Source organism: Paraburkholderia strydomiana, assembly GCF_046030495.1.
Classification (GTDB): domain Bacteria; phylum Pseudomonadota; class Gammaproteobacteria; order Burkholderiales; family Burkholderiaceae; genus Paraburkholderia; species Paraburkholderia strydomiana_A.
The window spans coordinates 153,323-177,850 of record NZ_JAQQCJ010000012.1 but is presented as its reverse complement, the minus strand read 5'-3'; the positions used below and the strand labels follow the sequence as shown (position 1 = coordinate 177,850).

The following is a 24,528-nucleotide window of genomic DNA, read 5'->3' as shown; positions in this document are numbered from 1 at the left end:
CGTGAGGTGTCGTGAGGTGTCTCTTCTGGCTTGTGTCTGTTTTGCCTGATCGTGTCTGGCTGTGTCTTGTGCGCGGTGTCAGGCACGGCTTCGGCCACTCACCGCGTCACCACGCTTTCACGCCGCGCACAACTCGCGCACTTCGGCGGCGAAACGCTCGACCGTCTCCGGCTGCGTGTCCCACGCGCACATCAACCGGCAACCGCCCGCGCCGATGAACTCGTAGAACTTCCAGCCGCGCGCGCGCATCGCCTTCGCGGCCTGCGCGGGCAGTTGCGCGAAGACCGCATTCGATTCACGCTCGAACATGATGCTCACGCCGGGAATTTCCCGCAACCGCGTCTGCAGCAATTCCGCCATCGCATTCGCGTGACGCGCATTGCGCAGCCAGACGTCGTTGTCGAGCAGGCCGAGCCACGGCGCCGAGATGAAGCGCATCTTCGACGCCAGTTGGCCCGCCTGCTTCAGGCGGTAGGCGAAATCGTCGGCGAGTGCGCGGTCGAAGAACACCACCGCCTCGCCGACCGGCAAACCGTTCTTGGTGCCGCCGAAACACAGCACGTCGACGCCCGCGCGCCACGTGATCTCCGACGGATGCACGTCCAGCGCCGCGACCGCGTTGGCGAAACGCGCGCCGTCCATATGCACTTTCAGATGACGCCGTTTGGCGATCGCCGCGATCGCCCGCACTTCCTCGACGCTGTAGACGGTGCCGACTTCCGTCGATTGCGTGAGCGTGACGACCTTCGGCTTCGGGTAGTGGATATCGGCGCGGCGCGTAACGACCGCCTCGATCGCATCCGGCGTGAGCTTGCCGCCGATGCCCGGCGCGGTCAGCAGCTTCGAGCCGCCCGAGAAGAATTCCGGACCGCCGCATTCGTCGGTTTCGATGTGCGCGAGTTCGTGGCAGATCACCGAGTGATACGACTGGCACAGCGACGCGAGCGCCAGCGAATTGGCCGCCGTGCCGTTGAACACGAAGAAGACTTCGCAATCGGTCTGAAACAGCTCACGCAGACGGTCGCAGACCTGGTTGGTCCAGGAGTCGTCGCCGTAGGCCGGCTCGTGACCGCTGTTGTTGGCGGCAATCAGCGCGTCGAGCGCTTCGGGACAGATGCCGGCGTAGTTATCGGACGCGAAATGTTGCATGGGAGGCGCAGCGCCTGGCGACGGGCGCGGTAATGACGGAAAGCGGTCATTTTAGTGCGGCGGCGGGTTATTTGTTTTCCGCTTGCGCGTTGGGCCGGGCAACTCCGCGAGCGCTAATTGCAACCGCAGTCCGGCATACGCCCCCGGCCTCGGCCATGCGGCACGCGCGCCACCACGACCAGACCCGCCGCGCCGAGCAGCAGCGCGGCCGCCGCCAGCCAGAGCGCCGGCGAGAACGATCCCGTGTGCCCGGCGATCGGCGCGGCAACCAGCGGCCCGACGATCTGACCAATGCCGTAGGCCGCCGTCGCGTAGCCCATCAGACCGGCCGCGTCGTCGCCGCGCAGACGCCGCGCCTCGCGCATGGCGAACAGCGTGATCGCGGTGAACGGCAGGCCGATCAGGATGCTGCCCAGAGAAAAGCCACCCGCCGTCGGCCAGACGATCCCGAGTGCGATGCCGAAGGCTTGCAGTACATAGCTGCCGGCGAGCAGTGTGCGGTTATCCCAATGCGTCGGCAGACGCGCCGCCAACAGCGCGCCGACCATCAGCGCCACGCCGAACATCGGCCAGAACAGGTCGGGCCACGACGATCCAGGCAGCGCATGACGTGCGATCACCGGCAGGAAAGTCGCGGTGATGATGTAGCCGAAGCCGGGGATGCCGTAGAGCAGGATCAGCCAGAGGGCGTCGGCGCGGTGCGGAGCGGGGGTTGGGTGGGCCTGGCCGGGGTTTGACTGGCTAGCGGGATGTTTGCCGGGGAGCGCTGCGTCGGGTTGGCCCACGGCGCGCTCGCCAGAAGCAGGGTTGGCGGTGAACCGGCTCGCCGCCCGTTCGCTGACCGCTTGTTGCCCGCCGACACGCCGCGCCGCATCCCCGCTGTCCGCTGGAGCGGCCTTGCGAGCCGCCGCCAGTTTCCCACTGACGCCGGACGCGCCGCCAAAGACCGGCCAAACCACAATCGACAGAACCGCGCCGATCAACCCAAAGCCGATCCACCCAGCGGCCGCGCCATAGCCGCCTGCAGCATTCACCAGCAACCCGGTCCCGGCGATCCCCAGCCCCGGCCCGGTATAAATCACCCCACTCCACGCCTGCGCGCCGAGTTCGGCGAGCCGCCGCAGGCCCCACTGCGACGCGAAGACGAACGTCCACGCGCTGACCGCGCCGGCGATAAAGCGCACCGCCGCCCACACCCAGAACTGGCTCGTGACGCCCATCGCCAGCGTCAGCAGAACCGTCGCGACAAGCCCCACACGCACCATCCGAGCCGGTTCGACCCGCAACGCGGCGCAACTGACCGCGCCGATGAAATAGCCCGCGTAGTTGAACGACGCCAGCCAGCCGCCCTGCTGAATGTCGAGCTGCGGCTGACCGGGCGCGCCGCCATGCAGCATCAGCGGCAGCAGCGGCGTGAACGCGAATCGCCCGATGCCCAGCGTGACGGCCAGCGTCACCATGCAGGCGAGCGCCGCGCGGCGCGCGGCATGGGGCTCGGAGAAGCGATCGTAGGTGCGGGAAGCGAGGTCGGTCATGATCGGCGATAGATGACGGTGAGGCGGGCCGGCGCAGCAGCCGGGTCGGTCGGTCAAGTGCATATTAGCTTGACCTTTTGATCACGAAAAATGAATAATTCGGATACAAGCCATCACCCGGAGAGAATCATGGATCTGGCCGCCTTGACCATTTTTCGCGCGGTCGTGCGGGAAAACGGCGTCACGCGCGCCGCTGCCAAGCTCAATCGCGTGCAATCGAACGTGACCACACGCATCAAGCAGCTCGAGGAGCAACTCGGCACCGACCTGTTTATCCGCGACGGCCGCCGGCTCGTCCTGACGCCGGCGGGCGAAACGCTGCTGCCGTACGCCGAGCGCCTGCTCGCGCTCGCCGACGAGGCGCGTCACGCGGTGCGCGAGGATCGTCCGAGCGGTCGCTTGCGTTTGGGAACGATGGAAAGCGTCGCGGCGACGCGCCTGCCCGCCCTGCTCGCGCAATATCACCAGCAGTGGCCAGCCGTCGCGCTGGAACTGGAGACTGGCACGACCGGCAAGCTGATCGAGCGAGTGCGCGAGTTCGAAGTGGATGCGGCGCTCGTGGCGACGCCGCCGGACCCGGCTTCGCTCGGCGACCTGTTCGAGACGGTGCCGGTGTTCAAGGAAGAACTGGTGATGCTCACGCCGCGCGGACATCGGCCGATACACGAAGTGCGCGACATCGCGCTATCGACGCTGATCGCGTTCGAGCGTGGCTGTGCGTACCGGGCTTATATCGAGAAGTGGTATCTGGAGCACAGCGTGCGGCCGGCGCGCGTGCTGGAACTCGGCTCATATCACGCGATCGTCGCGTGCGTGGCGGCCGGTGCGGGCGTGGCGGTGGCGCCGCGCTCCGTGCTGGATCTGCAAGCCGACGCCAGCAATATCACGGTTCACGAACTGCCCGATATCGGGGCGATCGAAACACTGCTCGTGTGGCGACGCGGCCATTTTTCGTCCGCGCTCAATGCGCTGCGGCGCACGCTCGTGCCGGCCGAAGACGGGAGTGTGGCCGCACCGGCGGACGCAGCGATCGGGATGGACACAATGGCCGCGACGGCCAGGGCAACGGCCGCGAATACGGGCGCCGTCTGATCGTTGCCAGCGGCGCCCGCACAAGACGCCACTGCCGAATCCGCACAAACGCCGGGAACCGACCGCAGCCCCGCTCGCGTGCGAACCCGTGAATCGCGCCGCGTCAGCACACAACCCGGCGCGACGACGGCACGGCAAAAAACCTGGGCCACGCGACACGCCCAACTTCTGGCGCCCTACGTGGCCCAAACGGTTCAATCAGACTCGAATCAGAGCTGGCCTTCGACCCAGGCCTTCACGCCAGCCAGCGCAGCAGGCAGATTCGCCGGCTCGGTGCCGCCAGCCTGCGCCATGTCCGGCCGGCCACCGCCCTTTCCGCCGACTTGCTGCGCAACGAAGTTGACCAGTTCGCCCGCCTTGACCTTCTTGCTTGCATCGGCGGTCACACCGGCGATCAGGCTCACCTTGCCGCCTTCGACCGAAGCCAGCACGATCGCCGCGCTCTTGAGCTTGTCCTTGAGCTTGTCGACCGTCTCACGCAGCGTCTTGACGTCCGCACCGTCCAGCGTGGCCGCCAGCACGTGCACGCCGGCGACTTCGATCGCCTGACCGGCCAGTTCGTCGCCCTGGCTCGACGCCAGCTTCGACTTCAACGCGCTCAGTTCTTTCTCCAGCGACTTCACCTGCTCCTGCATCTGGCTGATCCGCTGCGTCAGTTCCGACGGCTGCGCCTTCAACACCGCCGCGGCCGCATTGATGCGCGCGTCGAGGTCCTGCACGAAGCGCACCGCGTTGTCGCCCGTAATCGCTTCCACGCGGCGAATGCCCGCCGCCACGCCGCCTTCCATCACGATCTTGAAGAGGCCGATGTCGCCGGTGCGATGCACGTGAGTGCCGCCGCACAGCTCACGCGAGAAACCGAGGTCGAGCACGCGCACTTCGTCGCCGTACTTTTCGCCGAACAGCGCCATCGCGCCGCCCTTCACCGCTTCGTCGTAAGGCATCAGACGCACGATGCCCGGCGCGTTCGCCAGCACTTCGGCGTTGACGATTTCTTCGACGCGGCGAATCTGCTCGTCCGTCATCGGCGCGTTGTGCGCGAAGTCGAAACGGGTCTTGTCGGCGTCGACGAGCGAGCCCTTCTGCTGCACGTGCGAACCGAGCACTTCGCGCAGCGCCTTGTGCATCAGGTGAGTAGCCGAATGATTGCGCTCCGTGCGGGCGCGGCGCACCGCATCGATTTCCGCCTTCACGACGTCGCCCACCTTCAGCGTGCCCTGCTCGAGCGTGCCGTGATGGCCGACCACGTCGGCCTGCACCTTCAATGTGTCGGCGACGGCGAAGCGCACGCTGGCGTTCGCCAGCAAGCCCTGGTCGCCAACCTGGCCGCCCGACTCCGCGTAGAACGGCGTGTGGTCCAGCACGACGACGGCCTGCTGGCCGTGCGCCACTTGCTGCACCGATGCGCCGTCCACGTACAGCGCGATCACTTTGGCGTCGTCGAAGACGATTTCTTCGTAGCCATGGAACGTGGTCTTCGCGCCCGAGTATTCGAGGCCTTGCGCCATCTTGAACTTGCCCGCCGCGCGCGCCTGTTCGCGCTGGCGCGCCATCGCTTCGTCGAAGGCCGGTTCGTCGACCGTCACTTCGCGCTCGCGGCATACGTCCGCAGTCAGGTCCAACGGGAAACCGTAGGTGTCGTGCAGTTTGAACGCGAGTTCGCCGTCGAGCGTCTTGCCGCCTTTCGCTTCGAGGTCGGCCAGCGCGGCGTCGAGAATCGACATGCCGTGCTCGATGGTTTCGAAGAAGCGCTCTTCTTCCTGACGCAAGACATCGGTCACGCGCTGCTCCGCATCCTTCAGTTCCGGATAGGCGCCGCCCATCTGCGCGACGAGATCCGCGACCATGCGATGGAAGAACGAACCCTTCTTGCCCAGCTTGTAGCCGTGACGGATCGCGCGGCGCACGATCCGGCGCAGCACGTAGCCGCGGCCTTCGTTGCCCGGGATCACGCCGTCGACGATCAGGAACGAGCATGCGCGGATGTGATCGGCGATCACCTTCAGCGAGTTGTTGGTCAGGTCGCTCACGCCGGTTTCGCGGCCCGCCGCCTTGATGAGCGCCTGGAACAGGTCGATCTCATAGTTGCTGTGCACGTGCTGCAGCACCGCGGCGATACGCTCCAGACCCATGCCGGTGTCGACGCACTGCTTGGGCAGCGGCGTCATGTTGCCCTGGGCGTCGCGGTTGAATTGCATGAACACGAGATTCCAGATCTCGATGTAGCGGTCGCCGTCTTCTTCGGGCGATCCCGGGGGCCCGCCCCACACGTCCGGGCCGTGGTCGTAGAAGATTTCCGAGCACGGGCCGCACGGGCCGGTGTCGGCCATCTGCCAGAAGTTGTCCGACGCGTAGCGCGCGCCCTTGTTGTCGCCGATGCGGATGATGCGCTCGACCGGCACGCCCACTTCCTTCGCCCAGATGTCGTGCGCTTCGTCGTCCTCGTGATAGACGGTGACCCAGAGCTTGTCCTTCGGCAACTGGTACACGCCCGTCAGCAATTCCCACGCGTAGTGAATCGCATCGCGCTTGAAATAGTCGCCGAACGAGAAGTTGCCCAGCATTTCGAAGAACGTATGGTGACGCGCGGTGTAGCCGACGTTTTCCAGATCGTTGTGCTTGCCGCCCGCGCGCACGCTGCGCTGCGCGGTGGTGGCACGCGAATACGGACGCGATTCCGCGCCGAGGAACACATCTTTGAACTGCACCATTCCCGAATTCGTGAAGAGCAGTGTCGGGTCGTTGCCGGGCACAAGGCTCGACGAGCGAACGATCGTATGGCCCTTCGATTCGAAGAACTTGAGGAATTTCTCGCGGATTTCGGCGGCTTTCATAGCGTGCGGGGGACGGTCCTGGCTGTTACCGGCGGCATCATGGGATGCGCCAACTGTTTGTTTCTTAAACGACTGATTATACGGGATCGGCGCGGCTGCGCGGCAGCCCGCCCAGCACGGTTAGCCGTTTGGCCAGGTTTGCCTGAGTAGCCTGTGGTATCGAGACAAGCGCGGGATGCGCGCCGGGCCAGGTGCGGGCTACGCGCGATTCGTCCTATGACGTTCGGCTGACTGCGCCGGCATGCGGGAATCGCTTAAGATTGCCCCCATCCGTGGCGCCTTGCGCGCCGCTTGGGCTACCTAGGAGACATTCAACAAGATGGGCGCTCTCAGTCATATCCGCGTGCTGGACCTCACTCGCGTGCTCGCCGGGCCTTGGTGCGCGCAGACGCTCGCAGATTTCGGCGCCGACGTCATCAAGATCGAACGTCCCGAAGTCGGCGACGACACTCGCCACTGGGGGCCTCCGTATCTCAAGACACCGGAAGGCACGGACACGCGTGAGGCCGCGTACTACCTCGCGGCGAATCGCAACAAGCGCTCGGTCACGGTCGATATCGCGTCGCCCGAAGGCCAGCGGATCATCCGCGAACTGGCCGCGCAAAGCGACGTGGTTCTGGAGAACTACAAGGTTGGCCAGTTGAAGAAGTACGGGCTCGACTACGCGTCGCTCAAAGAGGTGAAGCCCGACCTGATCTACTGCTCGGTGACAGGTTTCGGACAGACCGGCCCCTATGCGCAGCGCGCCGGCTACGACTTCATCGTGCAGGGAATCGGCGGCTTCATGAGCATTACCGGCGAGCGCGACGGCCAGCCAGGCGGCGGCCCGCAAAAGGCCGGCGTCGCGATCGCCGACCTGATGACCGGCATGTATTCGACCATCGCCGTGCTCACCGCGCTCACGCACCGCGACCGCACCGGCGAAGGGCAGTACATCGACATGGCGCTGCTCGACGTGCAGGTGGCGATGCTCGCCAACATGAATTCGAACTACCTGGCGAGCGGCCAGCCGCCGGTGCGCTGGGGCAACGCGCACCCGAACATCGTGCCCTACCAGACCTTCCAGACGAGCGACGGCTGGATCATCGTTGCGGTCGGCAACGACGGGCAGTTCCGCAAGTTCGTCGAAGCGGGCGGCCGCCCCGAACTCGCCGACGACGAGCGTTTCGCGACCAACCCGGCGCGCGTGCGTCATCGCGACATCCTCGTGCCGATCCTCGCCGACATGGTTCGACTGCAAGGCAAGCAGCAGTGGATTGCCGCGCTCGAGGCGGCCGGCGTGCCCTGTGGGCCGATCAACGATCTCGGCGAGGTGTTCGAGAACGAACAGGTGGTGGCGCGCGGGATGCGGGTCGATCTGCCGCATCCGTCGGGCGGCACGGTCAAGCTGGTACGCAATCCGATCAACATGAGCGGCACACCGCCCGAAGCGCTGGCGCACCCGCCTATGCTCGGCGAACACACCGGGAGCATTCTGCGCGACGTGCTGGGCTATGACGAAGCGAAGGTTGCGGAGCTGCGGGCGAAGTCGGTAATCTGAGTCGAGCGGCGTGGCGGGGCGGGTTCGGAGCGGTGCGGTCGTGACGGTTTGATGGCCTGGCGGCCGCCACATCGCGCACCATGCGGTGATCACGCTCTCACGTCGGCCCTGCTGGCGGCGCAGTGCAGCGCCGACACCCGGCTCAACCCTGCGCGACCACCGAAGCCAGCCAGCGCCGCCCCTCGTCCCAATCGCCGAGTCCGCTGTCCGCGTTGATGTGGCCGCGCGCGCCGATATCGATCCAGCGGCTGCCCCACGCGTTCGCACAGGTCTGCGAAAACGGCACGTCGCCATAGGGATCGTCGCTGCTCGCCACGACGATGGTCGCGAACGGCAAGCGCGTAAGCGGCACCGGCGCGAAGCCGCTGGCGTCCTGTGGAAAGTGAGGCTCGGATGGGTCGGGCACCGCAACCAGCAATGCGCCCGCCACCTTCGCAAGCTGCGCCGCGCTCGCGTAGTGCGACGCCCAGAAGACGGCCGTCAGGCAGCCGAGACTATGGGCGGCGAACGCCACCGGCGCATCGGCGGCGGCCACGGCGGCGTCGAGCGCGCGGCACCACGCGTCGCGCGCGGGATGGTCCCAATCCGGCATCTGCACGCGCGTGAGCGCGGGATCGAGTGCCTCCCAGCGGGTTTGCCAGTGGCCGACGCCGGAGTTCTGGTAGCCCGGCAGCACGAGTATGTTCAGGTTTTCGCTCATTGTGTTTCCCCGCCTGTAGTTGTTTTTTGCCGTTTGCCGTTTGCCGTTTGCCGTTTGCCGCCGGCCTCGTGCCGTGCCCGCCCATTACAACTAGCCTATTGCATCCGGCTCATTGCGGCCCCGCCTCTCACAACCCACTGCCAAAGCCCGCGTCATAGCCGCTTCCCTCGTTTCCGTACGCCCCCGGTTCACCGCATCACCCGCCCCACCCCCACACCGCGCGGATCCGCCGCCGGCTCAGGCGTCGCGCCCTCGACGCGAATCATCTGCACATCGCCATTGAACGACTGTTCCTCCAGCGTGTAGCCCATCGCCTTCAACTGCTCGGCCAGCTCGCCGCTAACCGGATGAAACGGCTCGAAGTAGATCGTCTTCTGCGGCAGCAACTGATGGTGAAAACGCATCGCGGCCAGCGCATCCGTCGGCGTCATGTTGAAGTCGTACAGGTTGGTCATCACCTGGAAAATCGACGTCAGAATGCGCGAGCCGCCAGGCGTGCCGATCACCAGCGCCACACGGTCGTCCTTCAGCAAAAGCGTCGGCGTCATCGACGAGAGCGGGCGGCGTCCCGGCGCCACCGTGTTGAGTTCCGCGCCGCTCGGGCCAGGCGCGCCCTCGCCGCCCGGCTTGGTCACGAAATCATCCATCGCATCGTTCAGCAGGAAGCCGCCGCCGTCCACCACCACGCCCGCCCCGAAATCTCCGTTCAGCGTATAGGTGTTCGACACCGCATTGCCCCACTTGTCAACCACCGAGAAATGCGTGGTTTGCGCCTTCTCCGGCATCGCGTCGCCGAGGCCGGGCTTCACCAGCGCCGCGCCCGGCACTTCGTCGGGCTTGACTTCGTCGGCGCGCTGCGCGAGATAAGCGTCGTCGATCAGCTTGCCGGTCGGCACCTTGTACGAGTCCGGATCGGCGAGGTATTGCTGCCGGTCGGCGAATACGCGGTCCTCGATCCGAGCGATCAGATGAATGTACGGAGCGGAATTCAGCTCGAGACCGTCGAACGCCTGCTTCAGATCGGCTCTCATCTTCAGCATCTGGATCAAGCCGATGCCGCCCGAGCTCGGCGGCGGCGCAGTGATCACGCGGTAGCCGTTCCAGTCGGCCGAAAGCGGCTGGCGCCATACCGCCTTGTACTGAATCAGGTCCTGCTTCGTGATAAGGCCGTGACCGTACATCTGCTGGGCGATCAGGTCCGCGGTGCGGCCTTCGTAGAACTCGCGGCCGCCGTCGCCGGCGATCCGCGACAAGGTCTGCGCGAGTTCGGGCTGGCGGAATGTCGCGCTTGCCTTCAGGGTCGAAAAGTAGGCATCGAAATTGGTCCTGCCGGCGAAATTTTTCAGAGCAGCATCGCGACGCTGTTGCAGCGACGGGTCGACCATGAAGCCATCGGTCGCATAGCGGATCGCGGGCGCGAGCACCTGCTTCCACTTCAGCTTGCCGAAACGCCGCTGCGCCTCCCACATGCCGTCGACGGTTCCCGGTACGCCCACCGCGCGATGGCCGACCACGCTCATGCCGGGCACCAGGTTGCCCTTGTCGTCGACGTACATGCCGCGGGTCGCCTGTTGCGGCGCGCGCTCGCGGTAGTCGAGAAAATACGGCTTGCCGTCCATGAACACCGTCATGAACCCGCCCCCGCCGATGTTGCCCGCGTCCGGCCGGGTCACGGCCAGCGTGAAGGCGATCGCCACGGCGGCATCCACCGCGTTGCCGCCCGCAGCGAAGATCTGCTGCGCGGCGTCGGCGCTATAGCGATCCGGCACGGCTACCGCCGACGCGTCGAGCACCGTCCTGGGCGGCGGCGTTTTCGCCAGCGCGGGGGCCGGTGCGACCGCGCCGCCGGCGAACGCGGCAAACAGGGCCGAAGCCATGACGATCCGGGAGCGGTAAAAAGAGGAGCGGCAAACAGAAGCGAAAGGCGCGCGTAGCGCGCCGTGCGTCGGGACAGACATCCGAGAACTCCGGCAACGAAGGGCGCCATGGTGCACGAACGGCGGCCGTTCGTGCAAGGCGACAACGGGCGGTGCGGCCTATGCGGACGGCTGCGGCAGGTGCAAGCACTGCGCGCCGACGCGCAGGCCGCACGGCCCAGGGAAATTTCGAGCGGCGGGTAAGGCGGGCCTCGAAGAGCGGGCCTCGCCTCATGCGAGGCGTGTGACCGGCCGCCGTTGTGTTCACGCAGTCGCGGGCGGCCCGCAGGCGGCCTGATGCGGATCAAGGCGAATTAAAACCGTCCGTCTGCCGGGTTGACATACGTTCGACGTGAACGCGACGCGGCTGCGATGGGAATACGGCCAACACCGTGCGGCCAACACCACGCCCACGCCACGTCACGGACCACCTCCCGCGGCTTCGAAAACCCCGAAAAACCCGAGGCAAGGAGGCCCAGGCCTGCCAGCGCCGCGTGCGTCGGACGAACCCCGCGCCGCTGGCATACTAAGTCGCTCGCGAGCACGCGAACAAAACGTTTTACCTCCTGTTACAGCGCCCCGGCACCCCCAAAATCCGCGCCAGAAGCGCTCAACCGTTGGCTGCGCGCCGCATTCGCCTGTCGTCGCCGGACTGCTCAGGTAGAATTGTCGGATAAGTGGACGCACCACGCGCCCCCGACAGACTTTCACCTTCTCGCATGAATACCGAACGCAACGACGCGCCAGCGGCATCCAATTTCATCCGCAACATCATTGACGACGACAACCGCACCGGCAAGTGGGACCAGCGCGTCGAAACGCGCTTTCCGCCCGAACCGAACGGCTATCTGCACATCGGTCACGCGAAGAGCATTTGCCTGAACTTCGGCATCGCGCGCAGCTACGGCGGCGTGTGCCATCTGCGCTTTGACGACACCAATCCGGAAAAGGAAAGCGTCGAATACGTCGACTCGATCATCGACTCGGTGCGCTGGCTCGGCTTCGAGTGGGAAAAAGACGGCAAGGAGCAGCTCTACTACGCGAGCGACTACTACGACAAGCTGTACGAATTCGCCGAGCTGCTGATCGAGCGCGGCAAGGCCTACGTGGACAGCCAGTCGGCCGAGGAAATGCGCGCGAACCGCGGCTCGGCCACGGAAGTCGGCACGCCGTCGCGCTTCCGCGAGCGCTCGGTGCAGGAGAACCTCGACCTGTTCCGCCGCATGAAGGCGGGCGAGTTCAAGGAAGGCGAGCACGTGCTGCGCGCGAAGATCGACATGTCGTCGCCGAACTTCAACATGCGTGACCCGGTGATCTACCGCATCCGCTTCGCGCATCACTACCGTACCGGCGATAAATGGTGCGTGTACCCGATGTACGACTACACGCACTGCATCTCGGACGCGCTGGAAAACATCACGCATTCGCTGTGCACGCTCGAGTTCGAAGATCATCGGCCGCTCTACGACTGGATTCTGAACGAGCTCGCCGACGCGGGCATCTTCACGCGCCCGCTGCCGCAACAAATCGAGTTTTCGCGCCTGAACCTCACCTACGCGATCACCAGCAAGCGCAAGCTGCTGCAACTCGTCAACGAAGGCCACGTGGACGGCTGGGACGACCCGCGTTTGCCGACCATCGTCGGCCTGCGCCGGCGCGGCTTCACGCCTGAGTCGATCCAGCTGTTCTGCGAGCGCATCGGCATCACCAAGGTCGATTCGTGGATCGACATGAGCGTGTTCGAAGGCGCGCTGCGCGACGATCTCGACGAGAAGGCGCCGCGTATCGCCGCCGTGCTCGATCCGCTCAAGCTGATCATCGACAACTTCCCCGAAGGCGTCACCGAGCCGTGCAGCGCGCCGGTCCACCCGCATCATCCGGAACAGGGCGTGCGCGAGTTTCCGATTTCGCGCGAACTGTGGATCGAGCGCGAGGACTACAACGAAGCGCCGCCGAAGGGCTACTTCCGCCTGTTCCCAGGCAACAAGGTGCGGCTGCGCTACGGCTACGTGATCGAATGCACGGGCGCGGACAAGGACGAGAACGGCAACGTCGTCGCGGTGCATTGCAACTACTTCCCGGACAGCAAGTCGGGCACCGAAGGCGCGAACACCTACAAGGTCAAGGGCAACATTCACTGGGTCAGCGCGGCCGCCGCCTGCCCCGCCGAAGTGCGCATCTACGACCGGCTGTTCAAGGAGCCGCAACCGGACGCCGGCGGGCGCGACTTCCTCGAAGCGCTGAATCCGCATTCGAAGCGCGTGGTCAACGCCTACCTGGAGCCGGGCGCGCGCGACGCGCTGCCAGAGCAGCGCTATCAGTTCGAGCGCCACGGCTATTTCGTCGCCGACCGCGTCGATTCGAAGCCGGGCAAGCCCGTGTTCAATCGCATCGTCAGCCTGCGCGACAGCTGGGGCAAGCCGGCGTAAGCTGGAGCGGCCGCCGGTCTTCGCGCATCTGAAGTTGCAGACGGCGTGCATCCCGCTTCACGGGCTGCACGCCGTTTCGTTGCATGATGGTCTATCGACAGTCACAGCGCGGCCTGGTGGGCGCGCCGGTCCGGGAGGCCCGATGAAAGTTGCAGCCCGCCACCGCGGGGCAAGTGCCGGAGCAAGTACCGGAACGTTGACGACGCCGGGCACGGCTCACGGCGCACGCCACGCACAGCGCACATGCGCCGTTCGTGCGGCGCGCGCCGCCTACCCCGCACGTTTCGCCTATCGGGCGCGTTGCGCGCTCGTGGCGCTCGCCACGCTCGGCGCGGCTTCGCTTGTCGACCCCGCTCACGCGGACGAACTCACCGGCACGCTGAGAAAAATCCACGACGACGGCGTGATCGTGCTCGGCGTGCGTGAAGCGTCGATCCCATTCTCGTATTTCGACGGCAAACAGACGGTCGGCTATTCGCAGACCATCGCGCTGCAGATCGTCGATGAAATCAGGAAAACGCTCGGCATGCCGCAGCTGAAGGTTCACGAGATCACCGTGACCTCGTCGAACCGCACGCCGATGCTGCTGAACAACCAGATCGATCTGGAATGCGGTTCGACCACGCACACTGTGGAGCGCGAAAACGTGGCCGCGTTCTCGAACAGTTTTTTCCAGTACGCGGTGCGCATGATCACGCGCAAGAACAGCGGCATTACGGATTTTCCGGATCTGGCCGGCAAGACGGTGGTGACGACCGCGGGCACGTCCGACGAACGTCTGTTGCGCCGCCTGAATACCGACAAGCATCTGAACATGCGCATCACCAGCGCGCGCGATCATCTGGAAGCCTTTACCGCGGTCAAGGAGGACCGGGCCGTGGCCTTCGTGATGGACGAGCCGATCGTGTATGGCTTCAAGTCGACCGATCCACGCCCCGACGACTTCGTCGTGACGGGCACGCCGCTCGGCTACGAAGTCTACGCGTGCATGTTCCGCAAGGGCGACGAACCTTTCCGCACGCTCGTGAACCGGGTGATTTCGCGCTCGCAGACTTCCGGCGACGCAGAACGTCTGTACAGGCAGTGGTTCACGCAGCCGATCCCGCCGCACGGCATCAATCTGAATTTTCCGCTGTCGGAATCGAACCGCGCACTGTTCGCGCATCCGAACGACCGCGCGCTGGATTAAGCGTGGCGCGTGGCGCGTCAGGGAGTGGGGGGCGAACGGCAAACGGTCGCCGTCTCCGCCTCTATAAGGACCGATGCAACTCCGCCAGCGATAGCGTCGTCTGAAAGAGCCGCGCGAGACTGCGGCTCGCATACTTAGGAATTTCATCGATCGCGGCCCAACGGTACGCGTCCATCTCGGGAATCAGCGTGCCATCGGAGCGCCGCGGGAACAGCGACGTGCAGGTGCATGCGCTCAGATCGAGTTCGTCGGCGCTGGCGCGCGCGGCGAACAGATGCAGGTCCTTGTCGCGCCGGTAGACGAACAGGCCGAGATCCTTCAGACGCTCCGGCGCGATCGCGATGCCGGTCTCCTCGACCATCTCACGCAACGCGGTGACGTGCGGCGCTTCACCCTCTTCGCCGTGCCCCTTTGGAATGTCCCAGTGCGACGTTTCGGTGGCGTGCGCGAGCAGCAACCGGCCATCCGGGTCGAGCAGAATGATCCCGCAAGAAACGACCCGCGGGCTCATCGACGCGCCGCGCCGCCGCAGCGCGCGGCTTCGAGCGGCGCCGGCAGCAGGCCGGCGCGCGCAGCCATCACGACCTGCATCCTCAGTTTTTCTTCTGCAATTGCCAGGCGGCGCCTTGCTTGCAGAACTGCGGACGCAGATGCATCGACTGGCCCTTCGCATTCAGTTCGACGGCCAGATTGCGGCAGGTACGCCCACCATCGTTGGTGGTGTCGACGACGGCGATCGTTGCGTCGATCTTCACGCTGTTGCCTGTGCCTTCGTTGACCCAGTGGGCGCTTTCGCCGTCCTTCGTGTCGTTGAGCGCGGCGAAGACGGCCTTCTTCACGGACTCCACGTCGCGCTGCTTCATGTAGGACATCGGCGTGTCATTCAGAAAGCCGAGATTCGCCGCCTGCGCGCCGATTGCGCCGCCCAGCAGCAGGCTCGCGCAGGTCAGATGAAGCAGCACACGGGTTCGTATCGACATGAAAGATTCTCCTCGAAAGTGTTCGGAGCGGTTTCGAGCGCGTGGGCCGCGGCTCTTGATCTGGACCCCAAAAGGATAGCATGCCCTCGGGAAAGGCCAGCGCGACGCGGCTTGCCATTGACGCGCGGCAAGCGGATCGACTCGACGCGGGCTGCAGGCCTTCAGCTACCGCATCATCCGTCAACGGCGCGGCAGACGCTGTCGATTTTAGGGCGATTCCCCTAGCGTCTTATGAAGCGTCTTCATAAGATTAGCGATTCCCTTCCCACAGCCGTCAAGCTTCCGACTGCTCGTCCTGAACTTCTTTCTTGCCCGGGAGATTTTCGCCGCCACCCTCGCGCTGCTGTGCGTCGCGCTCGTGCCGGCCGCGAGCGGCCCCGATCCCGGATTGACGCAACGTATCGTACGGATGGGCGGCGTGCCGGCCGCGCGCTGGCCCACTCTGCGCATGCGCGTCGGCGTCACCTGTGTGTCCTTCGCTGCTGATCGGCGCCTGCTATTGCATCCTCGCCGGTTCAGTTCGACTGAGCGCAGCCGCTCGTCACCCGGAGGCAGGCCACGGAAACCATAGCCCGGCCTGCCCTCTTCCACCGTCAGTTTGCGGCCGCAGCGGTGGTCGCCACATGGACCCGTGCGCCGGGCGCCTGGTACCCATCGGTCAGCGTCTTCAGAAACGCCACCACATCCTTGATCTCAGCTGCGTCGAACACCGGCTTGTCGCCCGGTTTGCGGTCGAACGGCGCGTCGGTATTCAGGTTGGCCCAGTAGCGCTGCGGCAGATCGTCGAACTTCTGCACCTTGCCCTTCGAGACCGGATAGAACTTTGCCGGGTTCGTGTCGCGTTCGGCGTAAAAGCGCACCGCCTGCTCGAGCGAATGATAGATGCCGTTGTGGAAGAAGCTCTGCTTCAACGCGACGTTGCGCAACGTCGGCGTGCGGAAAAGGCCGCAGAATTCGTCGCGCCCCTTCAGGTCGGTGCGCTCCGGGCCGCATGCGCCGAGGTCGTAGAAGCGCGGATCGCGATTCACCGGCAGCGCGCGATTGCGCGGCACGCCGATCGCGATCAGACCGAAGTCGCTGAACTGCGGCGGCGCGCCGTCCCGGGTGCGCTGGCTGATGTGGCAGCTCGCGCAATTGCCCTTCTGTTCGTCGTTGAAGAGTTGCAGGCCATGCAGTTCGGCTGGCGTCAGCTGTGCCTTGCCCGCCAGATACGCGTCGTACTTGCTGGTGTACGGATAGAAGACCTCGGGCGTTTGCTCGAACGTTTCGAGCGCCTGCAGCACGGCCTTGAAGGTGGCGGCGTCGTTGTCGAAAATGTGCTCGCCGAAGGCCGCGCGGAACGCGTCGGCGTATGGCGCGGCCTTGACCGCCGCGGTGACTTTGGCCGGCGTGCTGCCCATCTCGAACGACGACAGCAGCGGAATGCGCGCCTGCTCGCCACCACGGTCGACCCGCCCGTCCCACGTGAGGCCGCCGGTGGGTCCGGCATCCACGCTTTCGTCGCCTTCGTCGTCGGACTCGTGGTAGTGCTCGGCGAACGCCGGCACCGCTTGCAGATACTTCAGCGTCGGCGCGGCGCGCATGCCGGTGCGGTGCATGTCGCTGCCGCCCAGCTGTACCGACAACGCATTAGCCGGCGCAAAGCCGTGCTCCGGACTGTGGCACGACGCGCAAGCGAGCTTGCCCGAGCCGGAGAGCGACGCGTCGAAAAAGAGCTGCTTGCCGAGCGCCGTCATTTGCCGCACGGATTCGTAGACCTGCGCGCGCGACCGGCCGGCGTCATGGCCTGCGACCTTCACGGCGGAGGCCGCCTCGGGTGCGGCGGAGACGGGCGCATTGGCGTGGTTCGCCGCGGAAGTTGCGCCTGCACTCGCTCCGGCTTTCGCGCCGCCCTGCGCATTCTCTCCTGCGACGGCATCCGCGCTGGCACCGCCCGCATCGCAAGCTGCCAGCACCAAGGTCACCGTCATCGCGCTCATCGCGGCGAACACCGCCCGCCGCGCACCCGCTCCCGCCTGCCCGGCGCTTCGCCGTTCGCCTCGCCGCATCATTGTTTCCCGAATCCCCGTCAGACCAAGCCGCATATGAACGATGTGAGTGTGCGATATCGAAGTCGGCGAGCATATTTCATTTTAATGTCTATCAAATGACACTCAGCCGACGGAAAATTCCCGACAAAGGCGTTTCGTAATTAATTACATCTCTCTGTCAAATTCCCTTGCGAAACTTTCGCCGGCGGTCGTTCGTGTAAGGAATGCGCGCGGCCCGTCCCCAACGCGAGAGAGAGAAATCATTCAAATGAACAAGAAACTGATCTGCGCGACGCCCATCGCGATCGCAGCGGCACTGAGTCTGTATGCGTGCGGCGGCAGCGAAGTCACGCAGCCGGACATCACGTCGATCAAGACGGTCGTGGTGATCTACGCGGAAAACCGCAGCTTCGACAATCTGTACGGCAACTTCCCGGGCGCGAACGGTCTGCAGAACGTGAGCGCGGCGAACTCCACCCAGGTGGACCGCGACGGCACGCCGCTCGCGACGCTGCCGCAGGTATGGAACGGCCTCACGCAAACCGGCGTGACGCCGGTGGTCACGCAGGCGATGACGGCCAATCTGCCGAACAGCCCGTTCGCGATCGACGACCCGAAGGGTTTCAACACGCCGATCACCGCGACGACGCGCGACCTCTATCACCGCTTCTACGAGAACCAGATGCAGATCAACGGCGGCAAGAACGACAAGTTCGCCGCCTGGGCCGATTCGGGCGGCCTCGTGATGGGCCACTACTCGCTCAACGCCGACAAGCTGCCGCTCTGGAAGATCGCCCAGCAATACACGCTCGCCGACAACTTCTTCATGGGCGCGTTCGGCGGCTCGTTCCTGAATCACCAGTGGCTCGTCTGCGCGTGCACGCCGATCTATCCGAACGCGGACAAGAGCCCGGCGGCCGCCTCGATCTCGGCGGTGGAAAGCGACGGCGTGACGCTCAAGGTCGCGTCGAACTCGCCGGCTTCGGCGCAAAGCGGTCCGCCCAAGTACGTGCTGTCGGGCAACCTGACGCCGGACTTCTACGCGATCAACACGATGCAGCCGGCGTATCAGCCGAGCGGCAACAAGGCGGCGTCCGGCGGTGACGCGAATCTCGCCGATCCGAGCCAGGCGACCACGCTGCCGCCGCAGACGCAAAAGCACATCGGCGACCTGCTGAACGACGCGAAGGTGTCGTGGGCGTGGTACGGCGGCGCATGGGGCGCAGCGGCAGCCGCGGCGCAGAACGGCACGTCGAATGTGATCTACGGTGCGAACCTGACGGCACCGAACTTCCAGCCGCACCATCAGCCGTTCAACTACTTCGCCGATCTCGCACCGGGCACCGCAAACCGCGCGCAGCATCTGCTCGACGGCGGCATGGGCGGTTCCGAGTTCATCAAGGCGATCGATGCCGGCACGCTGCCGCAGGTGTCGTTCTACAAGCCGCAGGGCAACCTGAACGAGCACCCGGGCTACACCGACGTCGCGAGCGGCGACCAGCACATCGCCGACGTGATCTCGCATCTGCAGAAGAGTCCGCAGTGGAACAACATGCTGGTGGTCGTGACCTACGACGAAAACGGCGGTTTCTGGGATCACGTGGCGCCGCCGAAGGCCGACCGCTGGGGTCCGGGCACGCGCATTCCCGCACTGATCATCTCGCCGTTCGCGAAGAAGGGTTACGTCGATCACACGCAGTACGACACGACGTCGATTCTGCGCTTCATCACGCATCGTTACTCGCTGCCGACGCTGCCGGGTATCGCGGCGCGTGACGCGGCGCTGACCAGCAACGGCGGCAAGCCGCTGGGCGACCTGACCGCGGCGCTGGATATCAAGCATTAAGGACGTGGCAGCCGGGCGCGGCGCATTGGTTTCGGCCCGGCTATCCATGCCGGCCCCAGCGGGTCGGCAACGCCCATTCGGCGCACCACGGAGCGCGGCCAGTGGACGCGCAATCGACAAGCAACAGTCCGCCTGATGGCGAGACTTCGACGGGCAGCCTCGGCTGCCCTTTTTTTCGTCCTGGGCATGGCCCGCGCGGCCTGTCCGCTTCTCCGCCATCGAGGCACGCGCCGAGCGCACGCGTTTTCGTGAGCGGCGTATGCTTCGACCCAAGGCACGCGCGTTGCCGTCGATGCCGGCCGCCCATCCTTCCTCACGCGTGGCAGCACTGCCCGCTCATTCAGGAGTTCGACGAGATGACTGAAAAAACCATCAAGGTGCCCGGTCCCGCTCATCCCATCACGGTCGAGCCGGCGCGGGCCCGCGTGGTCGTGACCGTGGCCGGACGGGTGATCGCCGATACGCACAAGGCACTGGTGCTGCACGAAGCGGCTTATCCGCCGGTGTATTACGTGCCGCGTACCGATGTCGAAATGACCTTGCTGGAGCGCACCGATCATTCGACTTACTGCCCGTATAAGGGCGACTGCGCGTACTACAGCGTGCCGATCGGCGGCGAGCGGACGGTGAATGCGGTGTGGACGTATGAGGCGCCGTACGCGTCGGTGAAGGAGATCGCGCAGCATCTGGCGTTCTATCCGGACCGGGTCGATTCGATCGACGTGCAGCCGGGCAAGTAGGAACCTCGTGCCTGGCGAAACGGCCGAGGTCCCGCTTCGCGGCGCGCGTGATGAGGTGCGATGGGGTCGCCGGCGCTCACATCGATCACGAACCTGGTCACGTGGTCAACGCGTTGGATAGCATGAGCATCGGCGTAGGAAAACTGGCTGAGAACGTGAGCGCAATGGCGTTGTGAGCTGCGAGCGCAACATCTCCGACAGTACACAAATACACGGGACATCCTTCGCATAACGCTTCGTTTTTTGCTACTTGCGCGTCCAAACAGAGGAGCCTTCTTTCCGTGCGCCCTGAAAAAAGAGCTCCGTCCGCCATATGGCCTTATGTGTCGAAGAAAGTCTTTAACTTATGATGAAGTAAAGACATATCTGGCGAGTAAGTTCATGTGCAATGAAATCTAAAAATTGAGCGACGCCGCGTTGATTCCCTGACGACGTGCCTATCGCGGCTATCGAGTGAGGACCACCCACCCGCTTTGTTCGACCTCGACCGGCACCGCTTCCAGGGCCGAGCCTTCACATGGTCCTTCGATGCACCGACCATCATCGAATCTGAACAGCGCGCTATGATGCGCGCACATGAGCACCTGCGCCTTGTAACAAAAGATGGTTCCAGGCTCAAAATCGAGAGGAACCGAAAAATGCGGGCAACGATTGACGTATGCCCACACCTGTAGCCCACGCCGCACGACCACCACGGGACGTCCAGCACGCTTTTCGTCAATGACGCGCGCACCGCCATCCGGGACTTCGGCAAACCAGCACAATCGGCTTGCGCACATCGCTCACACCCGCCGCTCAGGGTTGCCGAGGCTCCAGTCCCAAGGGCGCACTTCCACACGCGCGAAAAGACCTTCCTTCATGTATGGGTCGTTTCCGACAAATTGCATGACGGCATCGAGGTCGTCTGCCTCCACCACCAGCAAGGTGCCATTCATGGCATCGCATTGCGGCGCCAAAGTGGGGCCGCCGAGACGCACAAACACACCGTGCTGCGCCGCGCTTCGCAAATAGGTTCGGTGGTTCGGGCGAACGCGTTCACGGACTTCTCGCATGTCCGGCTTGTCCGTGGCGAAGACGGCGTAAAAGCGGGCCATTTTGATTAGCTCCGGTCGAGGACAAAGTCGTAACACGCTTCGCGGTATGGGCCGGCCAGTTTGAACTGTCGCGCCAGCTCATCATTCGCGGGACGGTCCCGGTATGCGACCATTAGAGAAGGTTTGACACCGAAGACTGCGTCCGACTCCAAAAATTGGTCGTCCTCATCAAACAGATGAGTGACTAGCTTGCGCCGCCCTGGCGCATCAATCATGAAATGCAGATGCGCAGGTCGCCATGGGTGCCTGCCGGTTGCGCCGAGCATCCTGCCAACCGGACCATCGGTTGGGATTGGATAGCTGACGGGCAAGATTGTGGTGATTGCGTAGCGCCCTTCGGAGTCGCTCCGATAGCGTCCTCGAAGATTGCCGTGCGGCTGAGCGATATCCTGGCCTGAATACATGCCGTTCTCCGCGGTCTGCCAGACGTCGAGAACGGCCCCTGCTACTGGCTCCCCATCGGTATCCAATACGCGTCCCCGCACGACGACCGGGGACCCCGGCGTCAAAGCCATGTTCTCCCCATATGCGCGCTCAGGCATTCCCTTGATGTAGAACGGACCAAACACAGTCGTGTCTGTCGCCCCCGTTGCATAGCGGTGGTTTATCGCGTCGACGAGCATCGAGACCCCAAGCGTATCCGATAAGAGAATGAACTCCTGACGAACGAGGTCATCGCACATCTTGCCGGTCTCGGTGAGAAAGCGAATAGCTCCCATCCACTCCGCTTCAGTCGGTTCCACCTCGCGCACGAATGCGTGAAGATGCTGGACCAGGCTTTGCATCAAGATGCGCAAGCGTGCGTCCGGCGTGCCTGCGAAGCTGGCGATGACCTGTTCGGTCAACGCGCTGTCGCCCTGTTGGTTTTCAATCATCAAGTCTCCTCCATTTACCAGACTCTTTGCCTCAATGTGGCGCCCGCCCCTCCCATGCATTCTGCAAAAGCTGACGAATCGCTCCGCGCTCAACGGGACGAGGGTTCACATACGGGTTCTTGCACGCCAGTTCAGCGGCCTCATCGAGACCGCTTTCAGGTAGTCCTATATCTGCCAGCGCAACCGGAATCCCCAGTTGCCGAATCAGTTCGAATAAAAGGCGACCCGCTTCGGCGGGCTCATGGCCGCCAAGGGCTCTCGCAACTTTCTGTAACGCCTCGGGCGCGGCACGGTGGTTATAGTGGGCTGTGTGCGCAAGCATAGCCGCATGCGTTTGGGCATGAGGCAAATTGAATGTGCCGCCGAGCGTATGGCAGAGCTTGTGGTGAAGTGCCATGCCGACTGCACCAAGACAGGTTCCCGCAAGCCATGCACCATACAGTGCCTGGCTTCGCATCTCGCTGTCGCCTGGCGCACGCACGATTTTCGGCAACGACTCGCCCAAGACGCGTATCGACTCTTCCGCCATCAGACTGACTATGGGATTCGCATCCTCTGCATACAGCGCCTCGACTGCATGCGCCATGGCGTTGATTCCGGATGCAGCGGAGATGTCCACCGGCAAGGAAAGCGTCAGGGACGGGTCATATAACACGGTACGGGGCAACACGCGGGCGTCACGTCCGGTTCGCTTCAGGCGTCCCTCGGTGAGGCCAAAGATTGGTGTCATCTCTGAACCCGCATAGGTAGTCGGCACGGCGATGATTGGCAGTGACGACTCAAGCGCTATCGCTTTACCCAGCCCAATCGTAGAGCCGCCACCTATCGCGACACAGCAGTCCGCGCCAAGCTCCGCGGCCATCTCACATGCCGCGCGTGCGACCTCAACCGGCACATGCATGACTGCTTGTGCGCACACGCCAGCGGCGCGCTCACCCAATATGCCCCTCACCCGGTTAGCCAACTGCAACTGCTCAGGGGTCGACAGGATGAGCGCGCGTCGGGCCCCCAGCCTATCCAGCTCTTCGGGGAGCTTCGAAAGCGCGCCGCTCCCGAAAACCACGCGGGAGGGCGTACTCTGGTAGACAAAGCGCTCCATTCAGGCCTCAGCGCTTGAAGTGCGGCGGCACGTTGCCGTCGACGTTGACCCACACGGACCGTGCTTCGGTGTAGTCGTGCATAGCCTCGAAGCCCATTTCACGACCGTATCCCGACTGCCCCACACCACCGAACGGGCTGCCAGGATTGACTCGCTTGTAGCAATTAATCCAGCACATGCCCGCGCGGATTTGCGCGGCAGTCTTGTGCGCACGCGACAGGTCACGAGTCCAGAGACCACTACCAAGACCATAGTCAGTGCCATTCGCGATAGAAAGAGCCTCTTCGTCACTGCTGAAGCGAAGCACGGTGACAAACGGCCCGAATACCTCTTCCTGCGCGATACGGTCGGCGGCAGTCTTCGCCTCGATAACCGTAGGGCGGACGTAGTAACCATTTGCAAGCGCAGGGTCTTGCGGCGCGCTCCCGCCCGCGAGCACACGACCGCCCTGTTCGCGCGCAACGTCGACGAACGTCAGCACGCGATCCAGGTGCTGCTTCGAGGTAAGCGGCCCCATCTCCGTATTGGGGTCAAGCGGATTGCCCACGCGGACAGAAGACGCCAACGAAACGAACCGCTCAAGGAACTCGTCAGCGATGCGTTCGTGTAAAACAAGACGCGAACCAGCAATGCATGCCTGCCCCTGGTTGTGAAAGATCGCCCATGCCGCGCCGTTAATCGCGGCATCGAGGTTGGCGTCGTCGAAGACGATGTTGGCGCCCTTGCCGCCCAGCTCCAGCTGGACACGCTTCAGGTTTCCCTGTGACGCCTCGACAATGCGTCGGCCCGTCGCCGTCGAGCCCGTGAACGCAATCTTGCCTACACCCGGGTGCTCGGCGAGACGCTGACCGGCCGTGTGGCCATACCCGGGAACGATATTCACCACGCCCGTGGGGAACCCGACCTCATCCATGAGTTCGACGATGCGCAGAGTCGATAGCGGTGTGATTTCCGAAGGTTTTAGCACCACTGTGTTCCCTGCGGCGAGGGCGGGACCCATTTTCCAGCTCGTGAACATAAGCGGAAAGTTCCACGGCACAATCTGCCCGACAACCCCGATCGGTGCGCGCTGCACGTAGTTCAGGAAGCCGGTCTCGACGGGAATCACGGAGCCTTGCAGCTTGTCGGCCATACCGCCGAAATAGCGGAAGCAGCCAGCGGTGCGCGGTACGTCGAGAGCCCTCGAGTCGCGAATCGGATGGCCCGTGTCCAGCGACTCCAGTTGGGCGAGCTCCTCCGCATTTGCCTCGATAGCATCGGCGAGGCGCAACAAAAGTCGTCCGCGTTCCGCTGCAGCCATGGTCGACCATTTCGGGAAAGCGCGCGTTGCTGCCTCGACAGCCAGGTCAACGTCTACTTCGCTGGCCGCCGCAATCTTCGTGATGAGCGAGCCGTCGTGAGGATTAAGCACGTCGATGGTGCCGCCGTCGACGGCATCGACAAAGCGTCCGTCGATGAAGAGTTGGGTTTGCATGAATCG

The 24,528-nt window shown here is 64.4% G+C and carries 19 protein-coding genes; 6 read left to right on the top strand and 13 right to left on the bottom strand.

Features of this window, described 5'->3' with window-relative positions; all coding sequences use genetic code 11:
- Nucleotides 1-117 precede the first annotated feature (117 nt).
- Both PQQ53_RS17995 and PQQ53_RS17990 read right to left on the bottom strand, forming a co-directional pair.
- On the bottom strand, nt 118-1,149 hold the full coding sequence (locus PQQ53_RS17995) for a threonine aldolase family protein (RefSeq protein ID WP_408325121.1): 1,032 nt from the start codon (nt 1,147-1,149) through the stop codon (nt 118-120).
- A 113-nt stretch (nt 1,150-1,262) separates the two neighbouring features.
- Nucleotides 1,263-2,684: a YbfB/YjiJ family MFS transporter gene (locus PQQ53_RS17990; RefSeq protein ID WP_408325119.1), complete on the bottom strand. Its 1,422-nt coding sequence runs from the start codon at nt 2,682-2,684 to the stop codon at nt 1,263-1,265.
- A 129-nt stretch (nt 2,685-2,813) separates the two neighbouring features.
- Here PQQ53_RS17990 and PQQ53_RS17985 point away from each other — a divergent pair, with 129 nt between their 5' ends.
- On the top strand, nt 2,814-3,776 hold the full coding sequence (locus PQQ53_RS17985; protein WP_408325117.1) for a LysR family transcriptional regulator: 963 nt from the start codon (nt 2,814-2,816) through the stop codon (nt 3,774-3,776).
- 209 nt (nt 3,777-3,985) lie between these two features.
- On the opposite strand, the gene alaS is transcribed toward PQQ53_RS17985, so the two are convergent.
- Complete coding sequence (gene alaS, locus PQQ53_RS17980) at nt 3,986-6,610, bottom strand: alanine--tRNA ligase (RefSeq protein WP_408153829.1); 2,625 nt, start codon at nt 6,608-6,610, stop codon at nt 3,986-3,988.
- 319 nt (nt 6,611-6,929) lie between these two features.
- Between alaS and PQQ53_RS17975 the strand changes: the two genes are divergently transcribed.
- Nucleotides 6,930-8,150 (top strand): CaiB/BaiF CoA transferase family protein, encoded by a 1,221-nt coding sequence (locus tag PQQ53_RS17975; protein ID WP_408325115.1) that lies wholly within the window; start codon nt 6,930-6,932, stop codon nt 8,148-8,150.
- 142 nt (nt 8,151-8,292) lie between these two features.
- On the opposite strand, the gene PQQ53_RS17970 is transcribed toward PQQ53_RS17975, so the two are convergent.
- Nucleotides 8,293-8,850 carry an RBBP9/YdeN family alpha/beta hydrolase gene (locus PQQ53_RS17970; RefSeq protein WP_408325113.1) on the bottom strand — a complete coding sequence of 186 codons (558 nt, stop codon included), beginning with the start codon at nt 8,848-8,850 and terminating at the stop codon, nt 8,293-8,295.
- A gap of 188 nt (nt 8,851-9,038) precedes the next feature.
- On the bottom strand, nt 9,039-10,808 hold the full coding sequence (gene ggt, locus PQQ53_RS17965; protein WP_408325112.1) for a gamma-glutamyltransferase: 1,770 nt from the start codon (nt 10,806-10,808) through the stop codon (nt 9,039-9,041).
- 677 nt (nt 10,809-11,485) lie between these two features.
- On the opposite strand from ggt, the gene PQQ53_RS17960 reads away from it, so the two are divergent.
- Nucleotides 11,486-13,195, top strand: coding sequence for a glutamine--tRNA ligase/YqeY domain fusion protein (locus PQQ53_RS17960; RefSeq protein WP_408325110.1), 1,710 nt, complete (start codon nt 11,486-11,488; stop codon nt 13,193-13,195).
- Nucleotides 13,196-13,337: 142 nt separating this feature from the next.
- Nucleotides 13,338-14,384, top strand: coding sequence for a transporter substrate-binding domain-containing protein (locus PQQ53_RS17955; RefSeq protein WP_408325108.1), 1,047 nt, complete (start codon nt 13,338-13,340; stop codon nt 14,382-14,384).
- Between the two features lie 61 nt (nt 14,385-14,445).
- On the opposite strand, the gene PQQ53_RS17950 is transcribed toward PQQ53_RS17955, so the two are convergent.
- The 3 genes from PQQ53_RS17950 to PQQ53_RS17940 form a co-directional block, all read right to left on the bottom strand.
- Entirely contained in the window at nt 14,446-14,895 is a 450-nt protein-coding gene (locus PQQ53_RS17950; RefSeq protein ID WP_408325106.1) for an NUDIX hydrolase, read from the bottom strand.
- A gap of 82 nt (nt 14,896-14,977) precedes the next feature.
- Entirely contained in the window at nt 14,978-15,364 is a 387-nt protein-coding gene (locus PQQ53_RS17945; RefSeq protein WP_408146281.1) for a hypothetical protein, read from the bottom strand.
- Nucleotides 15,365-15,957: 593 nt separating this feature from the next.
- Nucleotides 15,958-17,415 (bottom strand): cytochrome-c peroxidase, encoded by a 1,458-nt coding sequence (locus tag PQQ53_RS17940; protein WP_408325105.1) that lies wholly within the window; start codon nt 17,413-17,415, stop codon nt 15,958-15,960.
- Nucleotides 17,416-17,662: 247 nt separating this feature from the next.
- On the opposite strand from PQQ53_RS17940, the gene PQQ53_RS17935 reads away from it, so the two are divergent.
- Together PQQ53_RS17935 and PQQ53_RS17930 are read left to right on the top strand one after the other, a co-directional pair.
- On the top strand, nt 17,663-19,240 hold the full coding sequence (locus tag PQQ53_RS17935; RefSeq protein WP_408155076.1) for an acid phosphatase: 1,578 nt from the start codon (nt 17,663-17,665) through the stop codon (nt 19,238-19,240).
- A 356-nt stretch (nt 19,241-19,596) separates the two neighbouring features.
- Entirely contained in the window at nt 19,597-19,980 is a 384-nt protein-coding gene (locus tag PQQ53_RS17930) for a DUF427 domain-containing protein (protein ID WP_408146275.1), read from the top strand.
- A gap of 446 nt (nt 19,981-20,426) precedes the next feature.
- Here PQQ53_RS17930 and PQQ53_RS17925 read toward each other — a convergent pair whose 3' ends face one another.
- Genes PQQ53_RS17925 through PQQ53_RS17905 form a run of 5 tightly spaced genes read right to left on the bottom strand, consistent with a single transcriptional unit; the run spans nt 20,427 to nt 24,522 of the window.
- Nucleotides 20,427-20,759 carry a Rieske (2Fe-2S) protein gene (locus tag PQQ53_RS17925; RefSeq protein ID WP_408325103.1) on the bottom strand — a complete coding sequence of 111 codons (333 nt, stop codon included), beginning with the start codon at nt 20,757-20,759 and terminating at the stop codon, nt 20,427-20,429.
- Nucleotides 20,760-20,762: 3 nt separating this feature from the next.
- On the bottom strand, nt 20,763-21,074 hold the full coding sequence (locus PQQ53_RS17920; RefSeq protein WP_408146271.1) for a YciI family protein: 312 nt from the start codon (nt 21,072-21,074) through the stop codon (nt 20,763-20,765).
- A gap of 5 nt (nt 21,075-21,079) precedes the next feature.
- Nucleotides 21,080-21,949: an intradiol ring-cleavage dioxygenase gene (locus PQQ53_RS17915; protein ID WP_408146269.1), complete on the bottom strand. Its 870-nt coding sequence runs from the start codon at nt 21,947-21,949 to the stop codon at nt 21,080-21,082.
- Nucleotides 21,950-21,980: 31 nt separating this feature from the next.
- The gene (locus PQQ53_RS17910; protein WP_408325102.1) at nt 21,981-23,048 is read right to left on the bottom strand and encodes a maleylacetate reductase; all 1,068 of its coding nucleotides are present in this window, start codon (nt 23,046-23,048) and stop codon (nt 21,981-21,983) included.
- Between the two features lie 7 nt (nt 23,049-23,055).
- Nucleotides 23,056-24,522, bottom strand: a complete 1,467-nt coding sequence (locus PQQ53_RS17905) for an aldehyde dehydrogenase family protein (RefSeq protein ID WP_408325101.1) — start codon at nt 24,520-24,522, stop codon at nt 23,056-23,058.
- Nucleotides 24,523-24,528: the final 6 nt, after the last annotated feature.